Genomic DNA, 25,859 nt, shown 5'->3' on the forward strand with positions numbered 1-25,859 from the left:
CGAGGCGACGGTGGCAGGATGGATCGAGCGCGGAGAGCGATGGGCGCGCGCCGTCAAGCGGGATGTCGTGGCATTGTGGATCGCCGCGCGAGACTCTCGCACTCCCGTCCTGGCCAAGCTCGTCGCGGCGGCTGTCGCCGCCTACGCGCTCTCCCCGATCGACCTGATACCGGATTTCATCCCGATCCTCGGCTATCTCGACGACCTCGTCATCGTCCCGCTCGGCATCCTCCTCGCGGTTCGCCTGGTTCCGCCAGCCCTGATGCACGAGTTTCGCGAGCAGGCGGCGACCAGGGAACGGCCGGTCAGCCGAGCCGGGCAGATGGCGATCATCGGCCTGTGGGTCCTGGCGCTGCTGCTGACGGTATGGCTGATCTGCCGGCGATAGATCGCGGCGCGGTCCGCCGGCGCAGAATGGAGAGGCGTCGCGCGGGTGAGCCTGGGCCTCGCGAGACCCGGATGGCGCCTTTCCGCTCCGACGGGCTCAGCGCGCCCAGCGGGCGATCTGGATCAGCACCTGCGACAGCGCCTGGTCGAGAGCCTGCGCCGCCGCGGCCCCGTCGACGGCGCTGGCCGGCACGCGTGCCGAGAACACGCGGCCGCGCTGGATCTTGCCGGTGCGGTCGCCGACCAGCTTGGCCGTGATCTCGACCACGGCCTGGCCGCTGGCGGCGTCGATGTGGAAGCTGCGGATGTCGACGTTGAGCTGGAGATCGGGGACGATGCGCTCGCCGGGCCGGCCGACGGCGGCGATGCGGCTGCCGTTCTCGAAGGTCTGGATCAGGCGGGTCTGCACCAGGTTGGGCACCCGGTCGGCCCATTGCGCCCCGCCGAGGAAGGAGAGCGCGCCGCTCGAATCCTTGACGATCAGCCGGTCGGAATCGAGCGCCTGCACCGTGGTCGGCTGCGCGACGATCAGCACCCCGCCGCCACCGCCGATGCGGCCGAAATCGCGCGGCGCCGACAGATCATAGGTGGTCGGCGCCGAACCGCCGCCGCAGCCGGCCAGCAACAGCGCGCCGGCAGCCGCCAGAGACAGGGCGCGCAGACGATCGCGGAGCAGCGAAGGCGAAGTCAGCATGGTCATATCGAGCTAGCGCGATCCGCTGTACTGGGGAAGCGGCGCGCGGCCGCCGAAGATGAACTGCTGGGGATTGCGCTCGACATTGCGCAGCACGCGGTTCAGGTCGGACAGAGTGCGCTTGCCGTCGGAGGCGAGCGTCTCGAGATCGCGCAGGCCCGGCCCGGTGAAGCGGTTGATGCCGACCGTGATCTCGGCCGTGCGCTTGTCGAGATTGTCGGCGAGCACCCGGATCGACTTGGCCGCATTGGCGACCTCGGCGAAAGCGCCCTGCCCGTCCTGCGTGTTCAGGAACGCCTGCGCGGCCTTGAGCACGCCCTCGACCTGGTCGGCCGCGCGGTTGAGCTTGTCCGTGATCGAGGCGACGTCGCTGATCGCTTTCGAGACATCAGTGCTCGAACCGCCGAGCGCGGCGGTGAACTTGTCGATATTGTCGACGATGTCGGTGATCTTCTTCTGGTCGATCGAGCGCACGACCGCGGTCAGCTCCTCGCTCAGCGTGCCGAGCTTCTGCGAGAGCGGCGCGATGGTATCGGCGATCTGGCCGAAGCTCGTCATCAGCTTGTCGACATTGCCGGAATTGTCGCCGAGCGCCTGGGAGAACTTCTCGACATTGCGGACCGTGTTGGTGATCGATCCTGAATTGGTCTTGATCAGCCCATCCAGGTTGCCGAGCACCTCGTCGGCCTTCTTGGCGACGTTGCGGACCGATTCGATGATGTCCTGGAATTCCGAGCGCTCGGCGATGATGGTCGGCAAAGTCTCGCCGGGCTTCGCCTGCAAGACGGGCGCGTCCGGCTCACCACCGATGAGCTGCAGGGCGACCACGCCGGCGAGGCCCTGCGCCTCGATGCGGGCGCGGGTGTCGACCCGCAGCGGCGTCGTCTTGTCGACCTCGATCACGCTGAAGATGCGGCGTGGATCGTCGGGCTGCAGGCCGATCTGCTTGACCTCGCCGACACGCAGGCCGTTGAAGAGCACGCTGGAGCCGCGTCCGAGGCCGGTGACGGTGCCGGCGAAGATCACGCGGACATCCTGCTTGCGCCCGCCGCCGCCGCTGCCGAACCAGTAGACGAAGCCGAACATCGCCGCGATCACGGCGAGGGTGAAGAGGCCGACCAGGGCGTAGTTCGCACGGGATTCCATCGCGAGCGTCCGTCACGTCCTCGATTGATTCTCCGGCATGCGGGCGCGGGCGCGCTCGCCGCCGAAATAGGCCTTCAGCCAGGGATGATCGGAAGCCAGCATGGTGGCGAGCGGACCGACCGCGATGACATGCTTGTCCGCCAGGGCGGCAATCCTGTCGCAGGCTACGTACAGACTGTCGAGGTCATGCGTTACCATGAACACGGTCAGGCCCAAAGTCTGCTTGAGCGTCATGATCAGCTCGTCGAACTCGCTGGCGCCGATCGGATCGAGACCCGAGGTCGGCTCGTCGAGAAAGACGATCTCGGGGTCGAGCGCCAGCGCGCGGGCGAGCGCCGCGCGCTTGATCATGCCGCCGGACAGCTCCGAGGGCACCTTGTCGGCGGCGTCGGGCTTCAGCCCCACCATCTCGATCTTAAGCATGGCGAGCTCCTCGAGCAGGCGCGGCGAGAGCTTGAGATATTCGCGCATCGGCAGCTGGATGTTCTGCTTGACGGTCAGCGCCGAGAACAGCGCCCCCTGCTGGAACATCACGCCGAAGCGGCGCTCGAGCCGGCGGCGGCCGGGGGGATCGAGCCTGTCGACGTTCTCGCCGAAGACCTCGATCGTGCCGCGCTGCTTGCGCACCAAGCCGAGGATGGTGCGGGTCAGCACCGATTTGCCCTGCCCCGAGCCGCCGACGAAGCCGAGGATCTCGCCACGCAGCACGTCGAGATCGAGCCCCTCCATGATGACCTTGTCGCCGAAGGCGACCTTGAGATCGCGGACGCGGATCACGACCTCGGGCGCCGGCTGTGTCGTGTCCGGTGGCTCGGGCGGAGCGACCGATGTGGGCCTGTCGAGCATCGTCCGCCCGCTCACATCTCGATCGAGGCGAAGAACATGGCGAACAGCCCGTCGACCACGATGACCATGAAGATCGCCTTGACCACCGAGGCCGTCACCTGATGGCCGAGCGATTCGGCAGAGCCCTTCACCGCCAGCCCCTCGATGGAGGCGATCAGGCCGATGACGAACGCCATGAACGGCGCCTTGATGAGGCCGACGGCGAAATGCTGCCAGGTGATCACGGATTTCAGGCGCTCGAGGAAGGTGTCGAGGCCGATGCCGCCATAGAGCCAGCTGACCAGCCCGGCGCCGACCAGGCCGGACATCGCCGAGATGAAGGTCAGGATCGGGAGCGAAATGATCAGCGCCAGGATGCGCGGCACCACCAGCACCTCGATCGGATCGAGCCCCATCACCCGAAGCGCATCGATCTCCTCGCGCATCTTCATCGAGCCGATCTCGGCAGTGAAGGCCGAGCCGGACCGGCCTGCCACCATGATCGAGGTCAGCAGCACGGACAGTTCGCGCAGCACCAGGATGCCGGTCAGATTGACGACGAAGGCGGTCGCGCCGAAGCGCTGGAGCTGGAAGATGCCCTGCTGCGCGACGATGCAGCCGACCAGGAACGAGATCAGGACGATGATCGGCGCGCCGGCGAAGGCGATCAGCTCGACCTGGTTGACCAAGGAGGGGCCGCGGAAACGACGCGGCCCGAACAGGACGCCGACGCAGGCTGTCATCACCTCGCCGAGAAAGACCGCTCCGCCCGCGAGGTCGCGGCCGAAGCGGATGACGGCCTGGCCGATATTGACGAGCACGGTCACGAGCCCGATCGGGTGGACCGGAGGCCGGTAGTCGCCGGCCTCGTGCTCGACCTCGCGCAGGAGCACCGCGTGCTCCGGGCGGCTGCTGGTCACCTCGACCGCGACGCCGTGCGCCTGCCCCTCCTGCCGCACCTGGCCGAGCAGATAGGCACCGAGCGTGTCGAGCCGTTCGATCGCGGAGAGATCGAGCCTCGCCTGGCCGACGGAGCGGACACGCTCGGAGAGCTCATTCGTCAGAGCCTCCAGGCGCGGGGCCCGCTCGACGCTCCAGCGCCCGGCCAGCGACACGGCGAGGACACCGCCATCGTCGCGGTAGACCGCCTGCGGCTCAGCGTCGTTGACGACAGCCATGACGGTTCGCCCGCTCCCAGATCACGTTTGTCGCATTCGGGCGCTTACGCCCGAATGCGACAAACGTGATCGATTCCAAAGTTAGAGAGCATTGCTGCGGCGAAAAACCGGCTTCCACTTTTTCGCGCAATGCTCTCTGGCTCAGATTCGCCCCCCATAGCCTGTATCGCCGCGCGCCCGGTGGATGGCAAGCGCCGCAAGCAGCAGGCCGAGCAGCGCGACCGGCACCATCGCCAGGAAGACGCCCGGTCCCGACAGGCGATAGAGATAGCCCGAGAGAATGGTGGTCAGCCCCATCGCCAGCGCGCCGGCGGCAACCAGGCGCCCCTGCGCCGCCGCCCGGCGTGACTCCGGAGCGAGCGCCGACAGCGCAGCCAGCGAGCCGAGATGGGCGCAGCCGAAGGTGGCGCCATGCAGGAGTTGCAGGAGGAATGTGAGCGCCAGCCCGGAGTCCGCGCTCATCACGCCGAAGCGCAGCGCCGCCGCCACGGCCGCGAGCGCGATCCAGCGCAGGCCGGCGAGGCCCCGGGCGGCGATGCCGCCTCCCACCAGGAAGACGGCGATCTCGGCGAGGACGCCGACGGCCCAGAGCCAGCCGATCGCCTCGCCACTGAAGCCGAGGCTGCGCCAATGCAGCGAGCCGAAGGCATAGAGCGCCGCATGGGTGGCGTTGACGCAGGCCGCCGCGCCGATCGCGAGCCAGAAGGCCGGCCTGAAGCCGGCGGGGGAGCCGCCGTGCTGGACCGCCGGCGAGACGCCGCCGGGCGGAGACGGCGCCTGCAGGGCGGCGAGCGCCGCGAGCGAACTGCTGCCGGCCAGCACGAAGGGGATCAGCCAGGCGCCGTATTGCGCGATCAGATAGCCGCCCGCGAGGTTCGACAGCACGAAGGTGACGGAGCCCCAGAGCCTGACGCGGCCATAGTCCCTCAGCGCCCCGGCCTTCACCTGCGCGGTGGTCAGGACGTCGGCGAGCGGCACGACGCCCGACAGCGCGATCGCGCTGAGCGCGGTCAGAACGGCGATGGGGATCAGCTGCGCCTGCGGCGCCAGCGAGAAATACAGGAGCGCCGCCAGCGCATTCAGCAGCGCGAGCAGGATGTTGGGCCGCAGACGGTCGCCGAGGCCGGTGACCGACGAGGCGACGAAGACGCGCACCAGGATCGGGATCGCCAGGACATAGCCGATATCGACGTCGCTCAGGCCCTTCGAGCCGAGCCAGACCGGGAAGAACGGCAGATAGAAGCCGACGCCGAGGAAGTTCAGCCCATGCATGAGCGACAGGCGAACGGCCAGCAGGCGCGAAGGTCCGGTCCGGAGCGGCGGTGACATGCCCGTGGCAGCGATTTCTTAAAGAATCATCAGCAAGTTCGCAGATGGGCACTTTCGGCCGGCGAGATGCGATTCGGCCAGCCCATGGAGAGCAGTCTGGCCATGAGCGACGCGCGTTCGCTACCTCCGCTGAGTCCGGCCGACTACGACATGATCGCCGCTGCCGTGATGGAGACCACGCGCGGCCGTTGGTTCCTGGCCGAATACGCCCGGCGCAACCGGCAGGCCGACACCGAGATGGTGCTCGCCGCGATCGCTCGGCTCGAGCAGCTCTGCACGCTTCCCGCCGCCGGCGCGGAGCCCGATCCCGGCCTGTCCGAAACGGCACGCACGATCGCCGAACTGCGCGACGACCTCGATCGCGCCGGGGTCGCCGGCTCCTCCGCTCGCCTGTCGATCCGCATCCACGAGACCGCCTCCGGGATCATGGAAGCGGCCGAAGCGATCCAGGAGATCGCCTGGACCCTCCGCGAAGCCGGGTCCGCACCCGAGCTGTGCGACCGCCTCGACCGCCGCGCGACCGAGATCTCTGGCGCGACCACGGTGATCGAGGCCGGCGCGGATCAGATCGAAAAGGTCGCGGACACGATCGCGATGCTCGATTCGACCTTGCGCGCAACGGTCGATCACACGCCGCTGGCCCTGACGGAGCAGGCCCAGCCGGTCCCAGCCGCCGCTTCGGAAACGCCCAGGCGATCGGCCGCGAGGGCGGACACCGATCCGACGGACATCGACGTGGTCGAGGCCGGCACGCAGCAGCGCGCGCCGCTGAGCGAGGCCGGCCTGCATCCGCCGACCAAGCTCTATCGCCGGCGCAGCAGCATCCAGGTTGCCGAGGACGACATCGGCTTTTCCGAACTCGGCACCTCTCCGGAGTCGATCGCCGCTCCGCCGGCGGCCAGCTCCGCCCGTGTCGAGCTCAGCTATTCTGAAGCCGATCTGCGGGCGATCGGCTCGCTGCCGGTCGAGGATCGCCTGCGCTTCTTCGGCTGATCTCGCGGTTTCCTCCGCGAGTCCGAGGCCGCTTCGCCTGGCGATGCCGGGGACCCCCGGTTCAGTTCTCGCGCTTCAGCGCGCTCTCGTGCCAGCGCCGCAACAGGAGATGCGAGATCAGGCTGGTCGCCAGGAAGATGGCGATGCCCGAGAGCGAGATCATCAGCAGCGCCGCGAAGACGCGCGGGATCTTGAGCTGGTAGCCGGCCTCGAGGATGCGATAGGCCAGCCCCGATTCCGCGCCACCCGTTCCGGCCACGAACTCGGCGACGACGGCGCCGATCAGGGCGAGGCCGCCGGAGATCTTGAGACCGGCGAGGAAATAGGGCAGCGCCGCCGGCAGCTTGAGATAGCGCAGCGTCTGCCAGCGCGTCGCGCCATGCAGCTGGAAGAAGTTGATCAGGTTGTGGTCGGCCGAGTTCAGCCCGAGGATGGTGTTCGACAGGATCGGGAAGAAGGCGACGATCCAGGCGCAGATCAGCAGCGACAGGCCGATGTCGCCCGCCCAGATGATGATCAGCGGCGCGATCGCGACGATCGGCGTCACCTGCAGGATCACCGCATAGGGCAGGAGCGCCATCTCCAGCCATTTCGACTGGGTGAACAGCACGGCGAGCGCGACGCCGACGACGACCGCCGCCGCCAGCGCCAGGAAGGTGATGCGCAGGGTGATCCAGAGCGAGCCGGAGAGCGTGGCCCAGTCCGCGATCAGCGTCTGGCCGACCAGGACCGGGCCCGGCAGCACATAGGACGGCACCTCGTTCCAGCGCACGGCGAACTCCCAGAGCCCCAGCACCAGGAGGCCGACGGCGACCGGCGCGAGGAGGCGCGGCCAGAGGCTGGCCGGCAGACCGAGAATGGATGGCTCGGCGAGCAGGAGCGGGCGGGCTTCGGCATCGGTGCCGTCGTGCGGCACCGGCGTCGCGGAGGAGGAACTCATGCGCCGATCGCCTCCTTGAGCTTGGCGGAGGCGAGCCGACAGAGATGGGCGTATTCGGCCGAGGTCCGGAACAGGTCGTCGCGCGGATAGGGCGCGGCGACGTCGAGTTCGGCCATCACCCGCCCGGGCCGGGCCGCCATCACCACGATGCGCTGCGAAAGGTAGACCGATTCGAAGACCGAATGGGTGACGAAGACCGCGGTGAAGCGCTCGCGCCACCACAGGTTCAGGAGGTCGTCGTTGAGGCGGTGGCGGGTGATCTCGTCGAGCGCGGCGAAAGGCTCGTCCATCAGCAGGATCTTCGGCCGCATCACCAGCGCGCGGGCGATCGAGACCCGCATCTTCATGCCGCCCGAGAGTTCGCGCGGATAGGAGCTTTCGAAGCCCTTCAGCCCGACCAGCGCCAGCATCTCGGCCGCGCGCTGCCGCGCCTCGCGCTTCGGCACATGCTTCAGCACCAGCGGCAGCATGACGTTGGCGAGCGCATCGGCCCAGGGCATCAGCGTCGGGTCCTGGAAGACGAAGCCGAGATCGCGCCCTGCCCCGCTCTCTCCGGCCCCGGGCCAGTCGATCGTGCCGGAGGACGGGCTGCCCAATCCGGCGATCATCCGCAGCAGGGTCGACTTGCCGCAGCCCGAAGGGCCGAGCAGGCTGACGAACTCGCCGGCACCGAGGTCGAGATCGACGTCACGCACCGCGAGCGTGCCGTTGGCGAACTGCTTGGAGACCCGGCGGACGGAGACGAGCGGAGTTCCCCCCTCCTCGCGCGCCGTCACCCGATCTGTGCTCAGAGAGGCTGTGTCCAAAGGCCTGACGGTCCGTTCTGACGCGCGTATTGCATCTGGCTCGTCATTCCGGCCGCAGCGCAGCGGAGCGCCGGAATCCATCATAGGGCGGCGCGCTCTACGATGGATTCCGGAGCCGCGCCGCTACGCGGCTTGTCCGGAATGGCGGCGCAGGTTGAAGGAGTTCACGGCTTGCCGACGCCCTTGTTGATGAACTCGAGGCTGTAGGCCTTCTTGACGTCGAGGCCGGCGGGAACGACGCCGGCCTCGCTCATCGTCTTGTAGAAGCTCGCCCAGCGCGCATCGGTCATCGCACCGATGCCGAGCGTCAGCGCGTCGCCCGAGACCACGATGCCGCGCTCGTTCATCACCTTGAGCGCATAGTCGATCTTCTCCTGGTCCATGTCCGGGTTGTCCTTCAGGATCCGGGCATTGGCGGCGGCGATGTTGGGGCCGCCCTTCATGTATTCGGCCCAGCCTTCGAGCGTCGCGGTGACGAAGCGCTGCACCACGTCCTTCTTCTCGTCGACCATCTTCCGCGAGACGGTGATCGTCGTGTTGTAATTCTCGAAGCCGGCATCGGCGAGCAGGTGAACGACCGGCTCCACGCCGGCCTTGCGGATGACGAAGGGCTCGGAGGAGAGAAAGCCCTGCTGGCTCAGCTTCTTGTCGGCCAGGAACGGCGCCATGTTGAAGGTGTAGGGCCGGATCTGCTCGTCGCGATAGCCGAATTTCAGCTTGAGGAACGGCCAGAAGCCGACGCGGGCCTGCGCCGCGATCAGGATCGGCTTGTCCTTGAGGTCGGCGAGGGTGTCGTTGCCCTGCCCCGGATGCGAGATCAGGACCTGCGGGTCCTTCTGGAAGATCGAGGCGATGCAGAGGAAGGGCAGGTTCTCCTGCGCGAAGCTCAGCGCCTCCAGCGAATTACCCATGATCATGTCGACGCGGCCGCCGAGCAGGAGCTGGGTCGGATTCTGCTGCGGGCCGCCGGGACGCAGGTCGACGTCGAGCCCGTACTTCCTGTAGATGCCGTTGGCGAGGGCGAGATAGAAGCCGCCATGCTCGGTCTGGGCGCGCCAATTGGTCTGGTAGCTGACCTTGTCGAGAGTCTGCGCGTTGACGCGCGCACCCGGGACCGGGATCAGCACCGAGGCGGCGGAGCCACCGAGCAGGCCGAGCGCAGCGCGCCGGTCGAGGCGATATTTCATCGTCATGGCCGAACCCCCTCCATCATCTCACGAACCCGCCGCGCAAGGCCCTGCGCATGGCAAGCAGCTTGTATGCCACGGCGCGCGGGCCGCTGGAAATGTCGCGTCGGCCTTTCGCACAGGCGGGCCGCACCGGGGAAGCCTCCGGCCCGCATGCCATGCGCCTGCCGTGCGCCCTTCCCTCGCCATCCGCGGGCACTATGCTGTGCAGTCCTGCCGTCCTGAGACAGCAGGCGCGAATCGCGGATTCGCAGCCCTTGACCAACGAGATCCGAGACGATGACCGCACGCTTCTGGGGCGATCTGAGAACCACGGAATTCGCCGGGCTCTCGCCGGAGACGACCGTCGCCGTGCTGCCGCTCGCGGCGATCGAGCAGCATGGTCCGCACCTGCCGGTCTCGGTCGACACCACGGTGATGAACGCGATGCTGGCGCTGGCGATGCCGCAGGTGCCGGCCGGGTTCGAGGTGCTGGTCCTGCCGACTTTGGCGATCTGCAAATCGAACGAGCACCTGCATTCGCCGGGGACGCTGACCATTTCCTGGGAGAGCGCGATCCGCAGCTGGATCGAGATCGGCGAGAGCGTGAAGCGCGCCGGCCTGCGCAAGCTCGTGCTCGTCACCTCCCATGGCGGCAATGTCGACCCGATGAAGGTGGTGGCTCGCGAGCTGCGCGTCAGCCAGGGGATGTTCGCGGTCTCGAGCTCCTGGAGCAATTTCGGCCTGCCGCCCGGGCTCTATGACGAGATGGACGCCAGGCACGGCATCCATGCCGGCGACATCGAGACCTCGCTGATGCTGCATTTCCGGCCCGACCTCGTCGACATGAGCAAGGCCGAGCGCTTCGTGCCGCGCACGATCGAGATGGCCGACGAGGGCTATAAGTGGCTCAGGCCGACCGGCGCCCACCCCTTCGCCTGGATGGCGCAGGATGTTCATTCCTCCGGCGCGGCGGGCGATGCCAGCCTCGCCACCGCCGAGAAGGGCAAGGCGACGGCCGAGTTCCAGGCCAGGGGCTTCGTCGAATTGCTGGCGGACGTGGCGCGCTTCCCGCTGGCGAAGCTGCATGAGGCCGATTAACTTGCGTCATGCTCGGGCCGGAGGAGACCCTGCTTCAGCCATCCCGTCAGGAGATTCTCGGGTCTGCGCTGGGCTCCGCCCGAGAATGACGCCTCTGGCGTCAATCCGGATCGAGCAGCCGCGGGCCCGCGCCCTGCTTGCCGAGCTCGTCCCAGGGATTGTGCAGCGGACAGCTCTTCACCGAGAGGCAGCCGCAGCCGATGCAGTCCTCGAGATGGTCGCGCAGGCGCGTCAGCCGGTCGATGCGCCGCTCCAGCTCCTCCTTCCAGGCCGAGGACAGCCGGCTCCAATCCTCCGCCGTCGGCGTGCGCTCCTGCGGCAGCGCCTGGAAGGCCTCGCGGATGGTCCTGAGCGGGATGCCGGCGCGCTGGGCCACCTTGATGATGGCGACCCGGCGCAGCACCTCGCGCGGGTAACGGCGCTGGTTGCCGGCGTTGCGGCGGCTGCGGATCAGCCCCTCGGCCTCGTAGAAGTGCAGCGCGGAGACCGCGATGCCGCTGCGGCTCGCGACCTGGCCGACACTGAGATCGTCGGCAAAGGGAGTGCGGAACTGATGCGTCATCGCGCTTGACCTCAACATTACTTGAGGTTTTATAGAGGCGGCTCCGCTGCATCGCCAGCCCCTTTCGGAGCCTTTCATGCATCGTCCGCTCATCCCCCAGATCAAGGTCGCCGTGATCTACGGCAGCACGCGCCAGGGCCGCCTCTGCGACAAGGTCGCGGCCTGGACGATCGCGCAGATCGAAGGTGACGGCCCGTTCTCGGTCGAGTCCGTCGATCCCGGCGCGCTGGATCTCGCCGAGCAGAGGGCCAGGCTCGACCGCGCCGATGCGTTCATCGTCGTCACGCCGGAATACAACCGCAGCTTCCCGGCTCCGCTGAAGGCGCTGATCGACGCGACCAGCGCCGAATGGCGCGGCAAGCCGATCGCCTTCGTCTCCTATGGCGGCGTCTCGGGCGGCCTGCGCGCCGTCGAGCAACTGCGGCTCGTCTTCGCCGAGATGCATGCGACGACGATCCGCGACGGCGTCTGCTTCGCCAATGCCTGGGACCAGTTCGACGAGACCGGCCGCCTCGTCCAGGCCGACCGCGCCGAGCGGGCGATGGCGACCATGCTCGGGCAGCTGCACTGGTGGGCGAGCGCGCTCAGGACCGCCCGCAACACCGTGCCCTACGGCCAGTTCGCGGCGTGAGTGGCGTTCGGCGCGACCGACACGAGAAATCCGGCGGCTAGTTCGCGGCGGCCCTTCTCCTCAGGCAGCCGGCCGGAGGAGAATTTCCCGTCCGGGCAGCTCGCGATGGATATTTCGCCTGAAAACGCAGGCATCTAACGCCGCGATGCAGTTTGCTTCACAAATTCGAACTGGTCGCGGCAGCGGCATCCGGGAAGGATCGGGCGGACCGATCCTCCTTCCGCGGAGCCGCCATGCAGCTCAAACTCCTGCGCAACGCCCTGCTCAAGCTCAACTATGCCGGCAAGACCCTGCTGATCGACCCGGATCTCGGCGAGAAGCTCAGCCGCCGCTCGATCGCCGGCAGGTCGCAGAACCCGATGGTCGACCTGCCCGAGCCGATCGAGGAGATTCTCGCCGGCGTCGACCACATCATCGTCTCGCATCTGCACGCCGACCATTTCGACGAGGTCGCCAAGGCGCGAATCCCGAAGGACATCCCGCTGATCTGCCAGCCCGGCAACGAGGAGGCGATCCGGGCAGCGGGCTTCACCGACGTCACCCCGCTCGACCATTTCGTCCGGCTCGGCCCGATCGTGGTGAAGCGGCAGCCGGCGCAGCACGGCACCGGAGCCGTGGCCGAGGTGATGGGCAAGGTGATGGGCCTCACCCTGGAGGCGCCTGGCGAGCCGAGCGTCTACTGGTGCGGCGACAGCGTGCTCTACCCGCCCTTGCAGGAGGCGGTGGCCAAGGCCGAGCCCGACGTCATCGTCACCCATTCCTGCGGCGCGCTCTGGGACGGCACGCTGATCGTGATGGACGCGGCGCAGACGCTCGACCTCGCCGAGGAGGCGCCGCAGGCGGTGATCGTCGCGACCCATATGGAAGCGCTCGACCATGCCAGCGTCAGCCGCGCGGCGCTGCGCGAGGCGGCCCAGGCCCGTGGCATCGGCCGCGATCGACTGCTGATCCCGGCCGATGGCGAGAGCGTGGAATTGAGGGCGCCGGCGCAGGCCGGCGTTTGAACAGCGGCCGGAGGGGCGCTCCGCCAGGTCAGGTCACACCATCATTCCGGACAAGCGCCGAAGGCGCGCCGCTCCGGGATCCATCGCAGAGCGTCGAGCTCTGCGATGGATCCCGGCGTTCCGCTTCGCTCCAGCCGGAATGACGGCGGAGTACAGGTGAAGCCGGGCCCTACTCTCCCGCTTCGACCCGCTTGGCGTAGATGTCCTTGTACTGCTCGCGCAGCAGGTTCTTCTGCACCTTGCCCATGGTGTTGCGCGGCAGTTCGGCGACGATGAAGACCTGCTTGGGCAATTTGAACTTGGCGAGGCGCTGCTCCAGTGCCCTGGCGACGCCGGCTGCGCTGATGTCCGCGCCGGGCTTGGCCACGACCACGGCAGTGACGCCCTCGCCGAAATCCGGATGCGGACAGCCGATCACGGCGCTCTCGATCACGCCCGGCATCTCGTCGATCTCGGCCTCGACCTCCTTGGGGTAGACGTTGTAGCCGCCGGTGATGATCAGGTCCTTGCCGCGCCCGACGATGTGGACATAGCCGGCCGGGTCGATCTTGCCGAGGTCGCCGGTGATGAAGAAGCCGTCGTCCCTGAACTCGGCCCTGGTCTTCTCGGGATTGCGCCAATAGCCCTTGAAGACGTTCGGACCGTTGACCTCGATCATGCCGATCTCGTCTCGGGCGAGCTCCCTGCCGGTCTCCGGATCGGTGACGCGCACCGACACGCCCGGCAGCGGGAAGCCGACCGTGCCCGCCACCCGTTCCCCATCATAGGGATTCGAGGTGTTCATGTTGGTCTCGGTCATGCCGTAGCGTTCGAGGATGGCGTGGCCGGTGCGCTCGCGCCATTCGCGATGCGTTTCGGCGAGCAGCGGCGCCGAACCGGAAACGAAGAGGCGCATATGCTTCGTCGCTTCCCTGTTCAGCCGCGGATCCTGGAGGAGCCGCACATAGAAGGTCGGCACGCCCATCATGCTGGTCGCCCTCGGCAGGTACCTGAAGACCTGCTCCGGATCGAACTTCGGCAGCAGGATCATCGACGCGCCGGCGAAGAGGATCACATTGGTCGCGACGAAGAGGCCGTGGGTGTGGAAGATCGGCAGGGCGTGGAGCAGCACGTCGTCCCTGGTGAAGCGCCAATAGTCGACCAGCGCCAGCGCGTTCGAGGCGAGGTTGTCATGGCTGAGCATGGCGCCCTTGGAGCGCCCGGTCGTGCCCGAGGTGTAGAGGATGGCGGCGAGATCGTCGGCACCGCGATCGATGTCGGCGAAATCGGTCGCCGCGGCCTTGGCCCGGTCGAGCAGGCCGCCCGCGCCGACGCCGAGCGTCTCGAGCTTGGCGCCGGCCTTGTCGGCGAAGGGACGGTGCACCTCCGCCTTCGCGGGATCGCAGACGAACACGGCCGGCTCGGCGTCGCCGAGGAAGTAATCGATCTCCGCGGGGGTATAGGCGGTGTTGAGCGGCAGGAAGATCGCCCCGGCGCGGACGGTGCCGAGATAGAGCATCAGCGCCTCGATGCTCTTCTCGACCCGGACCGCGACGCGGTCGCCCGGCTTCACGCCGAGCGCCACCAGCGCATTGGCGAAGCGGGCCGAGACCGCGACCATGTCGGCGTAGGTATAGGTCCGGCCGTCGTCCAGGATCGCGAAGGGCGCTTCCGGCGCCGGCATGCGGGCCTTGATCAGGTCGAACAGGTGATTGCCCATGATCCGGGCTCCTTTCGGGCGTTACCGCAAGAAATCTTCAGCCCGCGCCCCGGGGCGCCGCGCCGGCGGCGTCGCGGAAGGATGGTCCGGATATCTCCAGGACCTTCCGAAGCATCCTTCGAGACGCGCCAGCGGCGCCGCTCGGGACGAGGACTCGCCCCTTCACATGACCTGAAGGGCTTCATGAATCAATTGGCGGCCGGCCGCAGCTGCTTCCTCACCGAAGAGGAGGCGACCACCGTGTCGCGGCTGGCGAAGGCCTCGTGGTTGGCCTCGATGTCGTCGAGGTCGTAGCGGTAGTTGACCATCACGCCGAGAGACTCGCGCAGGCCGCGCTCGGCGAGATTGCCGCCGACATTGATCCGCTCCAGCCGCGCGCCGTTGCCGAGATGGAAGCGGGCGACCGGGTCGATCACGCGCCCGGACGGCGTCCGCGCCCGCAACATGTAATGCGCCATCATCTGGCCGAGCAGCTTGTCGCGCCGGGCGCGCGCCGCTTCGTCGAGCACCGCGACCTCCGCCGGCGCCTGCATCAGCAGCGCCGCCTCCTCATTGGTCAGGCCGAGCGCGGCCGGCTCCGCAAGCGCCTGGCCGAGCCAGCGCGCGAAGCCAGGGACCGGCGAGAGCGTGACGAAGAGATCGAGCCCCGGCAGTTCCCGCTTCAGATCCTCGGCGACCTGCTTGATCAGGAAATTGCCGAAGGAGATGCCGCGCAGGCCTTCCTGGCAGTTGGAGATCGAATAGAACACCGCCGTGGTGGCGGAGGAGGCGGGCAGCACCGCGCGTTCTTCGCTCAGCACATCGACGATGCGGCTCGGGCTCTCGCGGGTCAGCGCCACCTCGACGAAGATGAGGGGCTCGTCGACGAGCTGCGGATGGAAGAAGGCGAAGCAGCGCCGGTCCGCGGGCTCGAGCCTGCGGCGCAGATCGTCCCAGTCCTTGATGGCGTGGACGGCCTCGTAGCGGATGATCTTCTCCAGCACATTGGCCGGCGTCGTCCAGTCGATGCGACGCAGCACGAGGAAGCCGCGGTTGAACCAGGAGGCGAAAAGATGCCGGAAATCGGCGTCGACCGCCTTGAGCTCCGGCTCCTCCTGCATCGCCTCGAACAGGCTCTCGCGCATCCGCACCAGCACATGCGTGCCGCCGGGCGCGAGATTCAGGCGGCGGAACAGCTCCTGCCGGCGCGGTTCCGACGCCTGGTGGAGCTGGCCGATCGTCGCGGCGTCGGGCGTCAGCCGATAGCGCTCCAGCGCGGCGTCGAGCCGCTCGCGATCGGGCCCGAAACGTTCCTGGAGCAGGCGGAAGAAGGCGAGCCGTCCAGCCTCGTCGAGCTGCTCCCATTCATCGAGAACCGCCTGCGCCAGCGCCATGCCGGACGCCTCGCCGCGTCCCGAGAGCAGGTCCTCGCAGAGCCTGTCGAGCGGGCGCCGGCGGTTCGAGGCGAAGCGCTCGAAATTGATCAGCGCCCGGCCACGGTCGGCGACGCTGGTCAGGAGATCGCCAAGAAACGCCATCTGCACCCCCAAGGCCTGCGGTCGGCGTCATCCTATACGAGTTTGCCGCAGTGCAAACGCGGGCGCCGCGACACGATCGCGCTATTTCAGCAGGTCCCACGCCTTCAGGAAGAAATCAGGCGCGCCGAAGTTCCCGGACTTCAACGCCACGACCATCTCCGGCCCGTCGACGACGCGGGTCCACGGCACGCCGGGATCGATCTCCGGGCCGATCTCCAGCGTGCGGATGGCGAGGCCCTGGACCACCGCGCCGGACGTCTCGCCGCCGGCGACGAGCAGGCGGGTGACCCCGGCGGCGTTCAGGAGCCGGGCGAGCTCGGCGAAGGCGTGCTCGACCGTCGCGCCGGCAGTCTCGCGGCCGAGCCTGTCCTGCACCGAGGCGACCTCGGCCGGATCGTCGCTGGAGTAGACGAGGAATGGCTTGTCGGCCGGCTGGGCGAGCGCCCACTCGGCCAGCATGGCCGGCGCCTGCCCGCCTGCCGCCAGCGCCAGCGGATCGACCTTCAAGGCGGGAATGCCGGCCGCGAGCGCCGCCCCGATCTGCCCGCGCGTCGCCGCCGAGCAGCTTCCGGAGATGATGCCGGCGCGTCCGGCCGGCGCCGGGAGATGGCTCGCCGTCTCGCGCCAGGGCAGAAGCCCCGCCTTGCGGAAGTTCTCGGGCAGGCCCATCGCGATGCCGGAGCCGCCCGTCAGCAGGACATGGTCCGAAATCGCCTCGCCGAGCACCATGAGATGGCCATTGTCGAGCGCGTCGGTGACGACATAGCGCACGCCCTGCGCCGCCAGCTCGGCCAGGCGCTTGCGCACCGCGGCGGCGCCCTGGTTGACCGCGGCATAGGATGCGAGCCCGACCTCGTGGCTGGTCTGCGCGCCCATCAGGCGCATCAGGTTCGAGTCCCGCATCGGCGTCAGCGGGTGGTCCTTCATCGAGCTCTCGTGCAGGGGCACATCGCCGACGAAGAGATAGCCCTGGAAGATCGAGCGGCCGTTGGCCGGAAAAGCCGGGCAGATAATGGCCTGATGGGCATTGAGCCGCTGCATCAGGGCGTCCGCGACCGGGCCGATATTGCCCTTGGCGGTCGAGTCGAAGGTCGAGCAGTACTTGAACAGGATCTGCCGCGCCCCGGCAGCGAGCAGCGCCTCGCAGGCCGCGAGCGAATCCGCCACGGCCTCGGCGACCGGACTGGTGCGCGACTTCAGCGCGACCACGACCGCGTCGGCTTCCGGCAGGCTGGCGCCGGCGGCCGGCGCGCCGATGACCTGCACGGTGCGCATCCCCGCGCGATTCAGCATGAGGGCGACGTCGGTCGCCCCCGTCATGTCGTCGGCGATCACACCCAGCAGCATCGTCCAGCCTCCCGCGCCGCCGTCACAAGCGCGTGAGCGGCGGGGGATTTGCATACCAGACTCGGCAGGCGCCGCGACAGGCCTCCGTCGCGCCGCCGCCATGCAGACGCAGGGCGGGACGATGCAGGCAGGCCGTCACACTGTATCCATTGCACCAGTCGCGGCGACATGGAATGCTCCGGATGCGAAGCGGGAGACGCGATGCGAGCCCTATCGACGATCATCGCGAAATGCGCCAGCTTGGTACCAAACGGAACCAGCTGGCGTGTTCGGGCCGACAGCCATCACGCCAGCACCGCGGCCGGGCGCAGCACGACCGCCACGCAACGATAAACCACAAAGGGGAACAGCGATGAAACGTCTCGCCGTGCTGGCTTCGGCCGCCCTGCTCGGCCTCGCGGCACTTCCGGCTCAGGCCCAGTCGCCGGCGACCTTGCGCATCGGCTTGCAGGAAGACCCCGACGTGCTCGACCCGCACAAGGCGCGCACCTTCGTCGGGCGCATCGTCTTCATGGGGCTGTGCGACCGGCTCGTCGACATCACGCCGGAGCTGAAGATCATCCCGCGGCTCGCGACCGAATGGTCGTTCTCGAGCGACGGGCTGACGCTGACGATGAAACTCAGGACCGACGCCAAGTTCCACGATGGCGAGACGTTCGACGCCGCGGCGGCCAAGGCCAATCTCGAGCGGGCGATGACGCTGCCGGATTCGCTGCGCAAGTCGGAGCTCGCCTCGGTCGCCAGCGTCGAAGCGCCCGATCCGGCGACACTGGTGCTCAAGCTGAAGCGCCCGGACGCGACGCTGCTGGCCCAGCTCACCGACCGCGCCGGGATGATGCTGTCGCCGAAGAGCCTTGGACCCGACATCAGCGCCAAGCCGGTCTGCTCCGGCCCCTACCAGTTCGTCGAGCGCGTCCAGAACGACCGGATCGTGCTGGACAAGTTCAAGGGGCATTGGGAAGCGGACAAGTACCAGTTCGACCGGGTCGTCTACCGCGCCATCCCCGACACCACCGTCCGCCTCGCCAATCTGCGTGCCGGCGAGCTCGACATGCTGGAGCGCCTCGCGCCGACCGACGTCAAATCGGCCAAGGCCGACAAGAGCCTCAAGGTCGAAAGCACCGCCAATCTCGGCTACCAGGGCATCACCATCAACACCAACCATGGCGAGGCCGCCAACCAGCCGATGGGCAAGGACAAGCGGGTCCGGCAGGCGCTGTCGCTGGCGATCGACCGCAAGGTCCTGAGCCAGGTCGTGTTCGAGGGGCTCTATGCGCCGATGAACCAGCCCTTCAATCCGGGCAACCAGTACCTTTCGGCGGACCTGCCCGTGCCGGAGCGCGACGTCGCCAAGGCCAGGGCGCTGCTCAAGGAGGCCGGACACAGCAAGGTGAGCGTCGAGCTCTTCGTCACCAACAACCCGGTCGACGCCCAGCTCGGCCAGGTGATCCAGGCGATGGCGCAGGAGGCCGGCATCGACATCCAGATCCGCTCGAGCGAGTTCGCCAGCCAGCTGCGCGACCAGCAGCAGGGCAAGTTCCAGATGAGCCGGATCGGCTGGTCCGGCCGCATCGACCCGGACGGCAACATCCACCAGTTCGTCACCAGCAAGGGCAACCAGAACGACGGCAAGTATTCGAACGCAGAAGTCGACAAGCTGCTCGACGAGGCCCGGACGATCTACGACGTCGCCGAGCGCAAGAAGCGCTACGACGCGGCGCAGAAGATCCTGCAGGACGAATTGCCGATCGTCTATCTCTACAACCAGACCGTCTTCTTCGCGCTGCGCTCCAACATCGAGGGCTTCGTGATCAATCCCGACGGGATGATCCGGCTTTCGGGACTGAAGCGGTCGTAACTGTGACGCCTCACCCGAACACCGGGGCGCCGTCATTCCGGGCGAGCATGGCTCGACCCGGAATCCATCGAAGAGCGCTGAACTCTACGATGGATTCCGGCGCTCCGCCTCGCTGCCGCCGGAATGACGACGAGCATGAGTTGATCCCATGTTCGCGCTGATCGGCCGGCGCCTCCTGATCGCGATCCCGACGCTGTTCCTGGTGTCGCTGTTCGTCTTCGCCCTGCAGCGGGCGCTGCCGGGCGACCCGTTCCTGGTCATCGCCGGCGAGGAGCGCGACCCAGAGGTGATCGCACGGCTGCGCCAGATCTACCGGATGGACGACCCCGTCGTCGTGCAGTTCTTCGCCTGGCTCGGTCAGGTGATTCAGGGCGATTTCGGCCGCTCGCTGCGCACCGGCGAGCCGGTGCTGAGCCTCATCCTGCAGAAGCTGCCGGTGACGATCCAGCTCGCCACCGCCTCGATCATCGTCGCGCTCGCCATCGGGCTCCCGGCCGGAATCGTCGCGGCACGTCGCAAGGGCACGATCGTCGACTACTCGGCCAGCGCGCTCGCCTTGTCGGGCCTGTCGATCCCGAATTTCTGGCTCGGGATCATGCTGATCCTCGTCGTCGCCGTGCAGTTGAAATGGTTGCCAGCCTCGGGCTTCGAATCGATCTTCGTCGATCCGAAGGCGGCGATCGAGCGCCTGATCATGCCGGCCTTCGTGCTCGGCGGCGGACTCTCGGCCTTCATCATGCGCCATACCCGCTCGGCCATGCTCGAGGTGCTGCGCTCCGACTATGTGCGCACCGCCCGGGCCAAGGGGCTCGACGAGGACACCGTCGTGCACCGGCATGCGCTGCGCAACGCGCTGATCCCGATCATCACCCTGTCGACTCTGCTGTTCGGCGAGTTGCTCGCCGGCGCGGTGCTGACCGAGCAGGTCTTCACCATTCCGGGCTTCGGCAAGCTGATCGTCGACGCCGTGTTCAACCGCGACTACGGCGTGGTGCAGGGCGTGGTGCTGTGCACGGCGCTGGGCTTCATCCTTATGAACCTCGTCGCAGACATCCTCTACATCCTCGCCAATCCGCGCCTGAGGAACGCCTGATGAGCGCGTTGACCGAAACCGGCGCCACCGGGACATTGCGGACGCGCCCGGGCGTGCTGCACCGGCTCGTCCGCAACCGCTCGGCGCTGATCGGCGGAGCGCTCGTGCTGCTCTTCGTGCTGATGGCGCTGCTGGCGCCGATCCTGCCGCTGTCCGACCCGCTGAAGTCGAACTTCCTCGCAATCCGCAAGCCCCCCTCGGAGCTGTACTGGTTCGGCACCGACGAACTCGGCCGCGACCAGGTCGCGCGCCTGTTCTTCGGGGCGCGGACCTCGCTCCTGGCCGGCATCGTCTCGGTCGCGATCGCGCTGGCGATCGGCATCCCCTTCGGCCTCGTCGCCGGCTGGTATGGCGGCTGGATCGACGCCGTGATCTCGCGCGTCACCGAGGCCCTGCTCGCCTGCCCTTTCCTGATCCTCGCCATCGCCTTCGCCGCGGTGCTCGGCCCCTCGCTCACCAATGCAATGATCGCGATCGGGCTCTCGGCGGTGCCGATCTTCATCCGGCTGGTGCGCGGCCAGGTGATGACGGTCAGGGCCGAGGATTTCGTCGAGGGCGCGCGTTCGATCGGCGCGCGCGACCTGCGCCTGATGCTGGTGCATGTCCTGCCCAACACGCTGTCGCCGGTGATCGTGCAGGCGACCCTGTTCATGGCACAGGCGATCATCCTGGAAGCCGCCCTCTCCTTCCTTGGCCTCGGCCAGCAGCCGCCCTCCCCGTCCTGGGGGCAGATGCTCAACGTCGCCAAGAATTTCATGGAGCAGGCACCTTGGATGTCGGTCGCGCCCGGCGTCGCCATCTTCCTGGCGGTCCTCGGCTTCAACCTGCTCGGCGACGGCCTGCGCGACGCGCTCGATCCCAAAGAATCCTGACCTACTGCCCAAGGATAGCCCCATGTTCACCACCCGCCCCGAGATCCTCGGCACGTTCGGCGTCGTCACCTCGACGCATTGGCTCGCGACCGCCGCCGGCATGGCGATGCTGGAGAAGGGCGGCAACGCCTTCGACGCCTGCGCCGCTGCGGCCTTCGTGCTACAGGTTGTCGAGCCGCATCTGGTCGGCCCGGCCGGCGATATGCCGGCAGTGTTCTATTCCGCGCAGACGAAGAAGGTCGAAGTGCTCTGCGCGCAAGGCCCGGCGCCGGCCGCCGCGACGATCAGGGCCTACAAGGAGCTCGGCATCGACATCATCCCCGGCGACGGCCTGCTCTCGACCGTGATTCCCGGCGCTTTCGGCGGCTGGATGACGCTGCTGCGCGACCATGGCCGCCTGCCGCTGCGCGAGGTGCTGGAGCCGGCGATCGGCTATTTCGAGCAGGGCCATCCGATGCTGCCGCGCGTCTCCGACACGATCGCGGGGCTGACCCATCTCTTCAGCGAGGAGTGGCCGACATCGGGGGCGGTCTACCTGCCCGGCGGCAGTGCCCCCAAAGCCCGCGAGCTCTTCCGCAACCCCGCCGCGGCCGCCACCTACAAGCGCATCCTCGCCGAGGCCGAGGCCGCCGGCGGCGACCGGCAGAAGCAGATCCAGGCCGCGTATGACGCCTGGTACAAGGGCTTCGTCGCCGAGGCGATGGACGCCTTCTGCCGCAAGACGGAAGCGATGGATTCGACCGGGCGCCGCCACAAGGGACTGCTCACGGCGCAGGATCTGGCGGGCTGGACGCCGCATTACGAGACCCCTGCGAGCGTGACCTATCACGGCTGGGAGGTGTTCAAGATCGGCCCCTGGGGCCAGGGTCCGGTCTTCCTGCAGACGCTGAAGATCCTCGAAGGCATCGACCTGTCCGGCATGGGCCCGGCGAGCCCCGAATTCATCCATCACGTCGCGGAAGCGATGAAGCTCGCCTTCGCCGACCGCGAGGCCTATTACGGCGATCCCGACTTCGTGAAGGTGCCGCTGGCGACGCTCCTGTCGGACGACTATGCCCGAGGCCGGCGCGAGCTGATCGGCAGCGACGCCTCGCTGGAGATCCGGCCGGGCTCCGTACCCGGCTTCGAGCAGCAGGTGGCGCAGGCGCTCGCCAATATCCGGATCGCCGGCCAGAGCGGCGCCAAAGGCGGCGCGACGGTCGGCGAGCCGACGCTGGCTGCGATGGTCGCCTCCTCGCGCCGCGGCGACACCGTCCATATCGACGTGATCGACCGCTGGGGCAACATGGTCGCGGCGACGCCCTCGGGCGGCTGGCTGCAGTCCTCGCCGGTGATCCCGGAGCTCGGCTTCCCGCTGAACTCGCGCGCCCAGGCCTTCTTCCTCGAAGAGGGTCTGCCCTCCTCGCTCGCGCCCGGCAAGCGCCCGCGCACGACGCTGACGCCGACCATCGCCTTCGAGAACGGCGAACCGCGCCTCGCCTTCGGCACGCCGGGCGGCGACCAGCAGGAGCAATGGCAGCTCGGCCTGTTCCTGCGCCGGGTCCATCACGGCCTCAATCTGCAGGAGGCGATCGACCTGCCGCTGTTTCACACCCAGCATTTCCCCTCGACCTTCTATCCGCGCGAGGCGCGGCCCGGCCATCTCACGGTCGAGGAGAGCGTCGGCGAGGCGACATTGGCCGATCTGGCGCGGCGCGGCCACAGGCTGGAGCGGGCGCCGGCCTGGACGGTCGGGCGACTGACCGCCGCGGAGAAGAGTGCGAATGGCCTCTTGCGCGCGGCGGCGACCCCACGTCTGATGCAGGCCTACGCGGCCGGGCGGTAGGAGGCCTGCTTCCATGACATGGTCCATCGTCGCGCGCGACGCCGCGACCGGCGCCTATGGCGTCGCCGTATCGACCTGCGCCTTCGCCGTCGGCTCGCGCGTGCCCTATGGCTGCGGCCGGGTCGGGGCGATCGCGACGCAGGCCTTCGTCAACCCGCTCTACGGCGTCGACGGCCTCAAGCTGCTTCAGGAAGGGCGTTCCTCGGTCGAGATCATCGCCAGCCTGACCGCGGCCGACGAAGGCCGGGCGCACCGGCAATTGCATGTGATCGACCGCGACGGCCGCACGGCGTCCTATACGGGCAATGCCTGCATCGACTGGTGCGGAGCGGTCGACGGGCCGCAGGTCTCGGTCGCCGGCAACATGCTGGCGGGGCCCCAGGTCGTGCAGGAGACGCTGAAGGCCTATGTCCAGAATTCGGGCCTCGACTTCGACGAGCGCCTGCTCGTGGCGCTCGAGGCCGGCGAGAAGGCCGGCGGCGACAAGCGTGGCCGGCAATCCTGCGCGATCAAGATCTGGGCCGGCGAGCCAGTGCCGAGCTTCGACATCAGGGTCGACGACCATGCCGATCCGCTCGCGGAGCTGCGCCGGATCTGGCGGGTGGCGCATCAGCGCTATGTGCCGTTCCAGAAGGCTTCGCCCTCGCGGGCGCGTCCGGCCGGCATCACCGACCGCGCCGAGCTCGACCGGCTGTGCAGCGAATACGCCGCGGCATGGAACGCGCGGCACCCGGAGTGACGATCGGCAGAGCCGATCGTCATGCTCGGGCTTGACCCGAGCATCTCGGAAACCAGTGTCTTCTCGTCATGAGATTCTCGGGTCGGCGCTGCGCGCCGCCCGAGAATGACGGCTGATCTCACGCCGCCCTGGCGGCGCGGCTCTCGGCCGCCCATTTAGCGTACCAGCTCTTGAAGCGGCGCCATTCGGTCTCGACATAGTTGCGCTGGGCGTCGGACAGCCTGTCGCTGTCGTTGAAATGACGCTCATAGGCCTTGTGCCCTTCCAGCACCATCAGGTGCTTGTAGTAGAGCACCAGGTCGACGCCCTCGTCGAAGGAGGAGAGCACGTAGAGCGCGCGCTCGAGCTCGAGCGCGTCGCGCTCGGCCTGCGGATCGCCAGCGGCGGCCTTCTCCGAGAGCGCGACGAGGTGCAGCACTTCCTTGGGCAGCGCGTTGCCGATGCCGGTGATCGCGCCCTTGGCGCCGCAACGGATGAAGCCGTGCGTGACCTGCGTGTCGACGCCGACCATCAGGGTCAGGCTGGGATCGCGATTGGTGATGTGCTCGGCCGCATAGGTGAGCGCGGCGCCGCCGCCGAACTCCTTGAAGCCGACGAGATGCGGATAGCGCTCATGCAGGGCGAAGAACAGGTCGGCCTTGGTCTCGTAGCCGTAATAGGGGCTGTTGTAGATCACCGAGGGCAGGTCGACCGCCGCCGCCAGGATGCCCTCGAAATGGGCGCGCTGGGCCTGCAGCGAGGAGCCGCGCGAGAGCACGCGCGGGATGACCATCAGCCCCTGCGCCCCGGCCTGCTTGGCATGGGCCGCGAGCGCGGCGGCGCGCTTGGGGTTCTGCGCGCCGGTGCCGACGATGAGCGGGATGCCCGCCTTCACCAGGGCCTCGACGCCTTCCATGCGCTGCTCGTCGGTGAGCAGCGGCCAGTCGCCCATCGAGCCACAATAGACGACGGCCGACATGCCGGCCTCGATCAGATGGCGGCCGGTGCGAACGAGTTCGGCATAGTCGACGGCGCCCGAGGCGGTGCAGGGGCTCATCAGGGCGGGAATGGTGCCGCTGAAGATGTTCTTGGTCATGGCTGGGTCCGCTCCGCGGGAGAAGTGCGGCTGCGGGCGACATGCCCGCAGCCGCGATAATAGGCCGAAAATCAGGCCGCGATCGACTTGCCGGCCTTGCGCAGATCGGCGAGCACCGGCGCCTTGGGCAGCCAGATCTTGTCGAACTCGGCGACGACCGCCTCGGCGTCCTTCGGGTCGGCGATCTTGAATTTGGCGCCGGCCGCCTTGAACTGCTCGACGAGCTTGGGCTCGTTCCCGGCGAGCGCGTCGATCTGCTCGTCGAGGGCGGCACGCACCGTCTTCTGGATCAGCTCGCGGTCGGCTGCGGGCATGCCCTGCCAGACGCGGCCCGAGGCGAGCGCGATCACCGGCATGAAGATGGCGTTCATCTGCAGGATGGTCTTCGAGACCTTGTCGAAGCGCTGGTTCCAGGAGAATTCGAGGTCCGCCTCGAGCCCGTCGACCTGGCCGTTGGTCATGGCGTCGAAGACCTGCGGCGTCGGGATCGGGGTCGGGGCAGCGCCGAGCAGCTGGTAGAAGTCGCGATAGACCGGCGTCGGGTTGATGCGCAGCTTCATGCCCTTGATGCCAGCGATGCCGTCGATCTCCTTCGCGGAGAAGACGGCACGCATGCCGGTGATGCCCCAGGCCAGGCCGACGCAGCCGGTCTCGCGCGGCAGCACGTCGAACAGCTTCATGGCGACGGGATCGCGCACCAGCTTGGCGATCTTGGCGGTCGAGTCGACGATATAGGGCGCGGTGATCGCGCCGATCGCCGGGACGCGCGAGCCGAGCTCGGCGGCCATGATCCAGCCCATGTCGAGCGCGCCGGACTGCATCTGCTGCAGCATCGCCGCCTCGTTGCCGAGCTGACCGGAGTGGAAGACCGTCAGGTTGAGCCGGCCGTTGGTCTCGGCCTTCAGGCGCTCGCCGACCTTGACGGCCGCGACGTTCCAGGGATGGCCGTTGGGAGTGAGGATGCCGAGGCGCAGATCCTTGCTCTGGGCAAGCAGCAGGGCCGGCTTGGCGATCGGCAGGGTCGCCGCGGCGGCGATCAGGTGACGGCGCGAGATGGTCATGACGGTACTCC

At 68.2% G+C, this 25,859-nt stretch carries 24 protein-coding genes; 10 read left to right on the forward strand and 14 right to left on the reverse strand.

Going from position 1 to position 25,859, the window contains the following annotated elements:
• The first annotated feature begins 10 nt into the window (after nt 1–10).
• Nucleotides 11–388 (forward strand): DUF1232 domain-containing protein, encoded by a 378-nt coding sequence (locus CS1GBM4_RS12485; RefSeq protein ID WP_186419038.1) that lies wholly within the window; start codon nt 11–13, stop codon nt 386–388.
• Nucleotides 389–484: 96 nt separating this feature from the next.
• Here CS1GBM4_RS12485 and CS1GBM4_RS12490 read toward each other — a convergent pair whose 3' ends face one another.
• From CS1GBM4_RS12490 to CS1GBM4_RS12510, 5 genes are all read right to left on the reverse strand, one after another.
• Entirely contained in the window at nt 485–1,081 is a 597-nt protein-coding gene (locus tag CS1GBM4_RS12490) for an ABC-type transport auxiliary lipoprotein family protein (protein ID WP_186419039.1), read from the reverse strand.
• Nucleotides 1,082–1,093: 12 nt separating this feature from the next.
• Nucleotides 1,094–2,227 carry an MlaD family protein gene (locus tag CS1GBM4_RS12495; RefSeq protein ID WP_186419040.1) on the reverse strand — a complete coding sequence of 378 codons (1,134 nt, stop codon included), beginning with the start codon at nt 2,225–2,227 and terminating at the stop codon, nt 1,094–1,096.
• A gap of 12 nt (nt 2,228–2,239) precedes the next feature.
• Nucleotides 2,240–2,956 (reverse strand): ATP-binding cassette domain-containing protein, encoded by a 717-nt coding sequence (locus tag CS1GBM4_RS12500; RefSeq protein WP_244607197.1) that lies wholly within the window; start codon nt 2,954–2,956, stop codon nt 2,240–2,242.
• 128 nt (nt 2,957–3,084) lie between these two features.
• Nucleotides 3,085–4,230: an MlaE family lipid ABC transporter permease subunit gene (locus tag CS1GBM4_RS12505; protein WP_186419042.1), complete on the reverse strand. Its 1,146-nt coding sequence runs from the start codon at nt 4,228–4,230 to the stop codon at nt 3,085–3,087.
• Between the two features lie 141 nt (nt 4,231–4,371).
• Nucleotides 4,372–5,559 (reverse strand): MFS transporter, encoded by a 1,188-nt coding sequence (locus CS1GBM4_RS12510; RefSeq protein WP_186419043.1) that lies wholly within the window; start codon nt 5,557–5,559, stop codon nt 4,372–4,374.
• A gap of 66 nt (nt 5,560–5,625) precedes the next feature.
• Between CS1GBM4_RS12510 and CS1GBM4_RS12515 the strand changes: the two genes are divergently transcribed.
• The gene (locus CS1GBM4_RS12515; protein WP_186419044.1) at nt 5,626–6,552 is read left to right on the forward strand and encodes a hypothetical protein; all 927 of its coding nucleotides are present in this window, start codon (nt 5,626–5,628) and stop codon (nt 6,550–6,552) included.
• A 61-nt stretch (nt 6,553–6,613) separates the two neighbouring features.
• Here CS1GBM4_RS12515 and CS1GBM4_RS12520 read toward each other — a convergent pair whose 3' ends face one another.
• From CS1GBM4_RS12520 to CS1GBM4_RS12530, 3 genes are all read right to left on the reverse strand, one after another.
• Nucleotides 6,614–7,492, reverse strand: a complete 879-nt coding sequence (locus tag CS1GBM4_RS12520; protein ID WP_186419045.1) for an ABC transporter permease — start codon at nt 7,490–7,492, stop codon at nt 6,614–6,616.
• Nucleotides 7,489–8,298 (reverse strand): ABC transporter ATP-binding protein, encoded by an 810-nt coding sequence (locus CS1GBM4_RS12525; protein ID WP_244607191.1) that lies wholly within the window; start codon nt 8,296–8,298, stop codon nt 7,489–7,491. The genes CS1GBM4_RS12520 and CS1GBM4_RS12525 overlap by 4 nt, the downstream gene beginning before the upstream one ends.
• A 164-nt stretch (nt 8,299–8,462) precedes the next feature.
• Nucleotides 8,463–9,491 carry an ABC transporter substrate-binding protein gene (locus tag CS1GBM4_RS12530; protein WP_186419047.1) on the reverse strand — a complete coding sequence of 343 codons (1,029 nt, stop codon included), beginning with the start codon at nt 9,489–9,491 and terminating at the stop codon, nt 8,463–8,465.
• Between the two features lie 273 nt (nt 9,492–9,764).
• Between CS1GBM4_RS12530 and CS1GBM4_RS12535 the strand changes: the two genes are divergently transcribed.
• Nucleotides 9,765–10,565 (forward strand): creatininase family protein, encoded by an 801-nt coding sequence (locus CS1GBM4_RS12535; RefSeq protein ID WP_186419048.1) that lies wholly within the window; start codon nt 9,765–9,767, stop codon nt 10,563–10,565.
• 100 nt (nt 10,566–10,665) lie between these two features.
• Here the strand turns inward: CS1GBM4_RS12535 and soxR are convergent, their stop codons facing one another.
• A complete protein-coding gene (gene soxR / locus CS1GBM4_RS12540) occupies nt 10,666–11,127 on the reverse strand; it encodes a redox-sensitive transcriptional activator SoxR (protein ID WP_186419049.1) in 462 nt (153 codons plus the stop codon).
• A 76-nt stretch (nt 11,128–11,203) separates the two neighbouring features.
• Between soxR and CS1GBM4_RS12545 the strand changes: the two genes are divergently transcribed.
• Together CS1GBM4_RS12545 and CS1GBM4_RS12550 are read left to right on the forward strand one after the other, a co-directional pair.
• Nucleotides 11,204–11,758, forward strand: coding sequence for an NAD(P)H-dependent oxidoreductase (locus CS1GBM4_RS12545; RefSeq protein WP_186419050.1), 555 nt, complete (start codon nt 11,204–11,206; stop codon nt 11,756–11,758).
• Between the two features lie 233 nt (nt 11,759–11,991).
• Nucleotides 11,992–12,762 (forward strand): MBL fold metallo-hydrolase, encoded by a 771-nt coding sequence (locus CS1GBM4_RS12550; protein WP_186419051.1) that lies wholly within the window; start codon nt 11,992–11,994, stop codon nt 12,760–12,762.
• A gap of 169 nt (nt 12,763–12,931) precedes the next feature.
• Here CS1GBM4_RS12550 and CS1GBM4_RS12555 read toward each other — a convergent pair whose 3' ends face one another.
• The 3 genes from CS1GBM4_RS12555 to otnK form a co-directional block, all read right to left on the reverse strand.
• Nucleotides 12,932–14,461 (reverse strand): malonyl-CoA synthase, encoded by a 1,530-nt coding sequence (locus tag CS1GBM4_RS12555; RefSeq protein ID WP_186419052.1) that lies wholly within the window; start codon nt 14,459–14,461, stop codon nt 12,932–12,934.
• 188 nt (nt 14,462–14,649) lie between these two features.
• Nucleotides 14,650–15,978: a malonyl-CoA decarboxylase gene (locus CS1GBM4_RS12560; RefSeq protein WP_186419053.1), complete on the reverse strand. Its 1,329-nt coding sequence runs from the start codon at nt 15,976–15,978 to the stop codon at nt 14,650–14,652.
• 81 nt (nt 15,979–16,059) lie between these two features.
• Entirely contained in the window at nt 16,060–17,325 is a 1,266-nt protein-coding gene (gene otnK, locus CS1GBM4_RS12565) for a 3-oxo-tetronate kinase (protein ID WP_186419054.1), read from the reverse strand.
• 352 nt (nt 17,326–17,677) lie between these two features.
• Here otnK and CS1GBM4_RS12570 point away from each other — a divergent pair, with 352 nt between their 5' ends.
• The 5 genes from CS1GBM4_RS12570 (at nt 17,678) to CS1GBM4_RS12590 (ending at nt 23,712) form a co-directional block, all read left to right on the forward strand.
• Nucleotides 17,678–19,183, forward strand: a complete 1,506-nt coding sequence (locus CS1GBM4_RS12570) for an ABC transporter substrate-binding protein (RefSeq protein ID WP_186419055.1) — start codon at nt 17,678–17,680, stop codon at nt 19,181–19,183.
• Between the two features lie 148 nt (nt 19,184–19,331).
• Complete coding sequence (locus CS1GBM4_RS12575) at nt 19,332–20,276, forward strand: ABC transporter permease (protein ID WP_186419056.1); 945 nt, start codon at nt 19,332–19,334, stop codon at nt 20,274–20,276.
• Nucleotides 20,276–21,148 carry an ABC transporter permease gene (locus CS1GBM4_RS12580; protein ID WP_186419057.1) on the forward strand — a complete coding sequence of 291 codons (873 nt, stop codon included), beginning with the start codon at nt 20,276–20,278 and terminating at the stop codon, nt 21,146–21,148. Before CS1GBM4_RS12575 ends, CS1GBM4_RS12580 begins: the two co-directional genes overlap by 1 nt.
• A gap of 22 nt (nt 21,149–21,170) precedes the next feature.
• The gene (locus tag CS1GBM4_RS12585) at nt 21,171–22,973 is read left to right on the forward strand and encodes a gamma-glutamyltransferase family protein (protein ID WP_186419058.1); all 1,803 of its coding nucleotides are present in this window, start codon (nt 21,171–21,173) and stop codon (nt 22,971–22,973) included.
• Between the two features lie 13 nt (nt 22,974–22,986).
• Nucleotides 22,987–23,712: a DUF1028 domain-containing protein gene (locus tag CS1GBM4_RS12590; protein WP_186419059.1), complete on the forward strand. Its 726-nt coding sequence runs from the start codon at nt 22,987–22,989 to the stop codon at nt 23,710–23,712.
• A 118-nt stretch (nt 23,713–23,830) separates the two neighbouring features.
• Here CS1GBM4_RS12590 and CS1GBM4_RS12595 read toward each other — a convergent pair whose 3' ends face one another.
• Together CS1GBM4_RS12595 and CS1GBM4_RS12600 are read right to left on the reverse strand one after the other, a co-directional pair.
• Nucleotides 23,831–24,787 carry a dihydrodipicolinate synthase family protein gene (locus tag CS1GBM4_RS12595; RefSeq protein ID WP_186419060.1) on the reverse strand — a complete coding sequence of 319 codons (957 nt, stop codon included), beginning with the start codon at nt 24,785–24,787 and terminating at the stop codon, nt 23,831–23,833.
• 71 nt (nt 24,788–24,858) lie between these two features.
• The gene (locus tag CS1GBM4_RS12600; protein WP_186419061.1) at nt 24,859–25,848 is read right to left on the reverse strand and encodes a TRAP transporter substrate-binding protein; all 990 of its coding nucleotides are present in this window, start codon (nt 25,846–25,848) and stop codon (nt 24,859–24,861) included.
• Between the last annotated feature and the right edge of the window lie 11 nt (nt 25,849–25,859).

This window comes from Allobosea sp. CS1GBMeth4 (genome assembly GCF_900185715.1).
GTDB lineage: Bacteria > Pseudomonadota > Alphaproteobacteria > Rhizobiales > Beijerinckiaceae > Allobosea.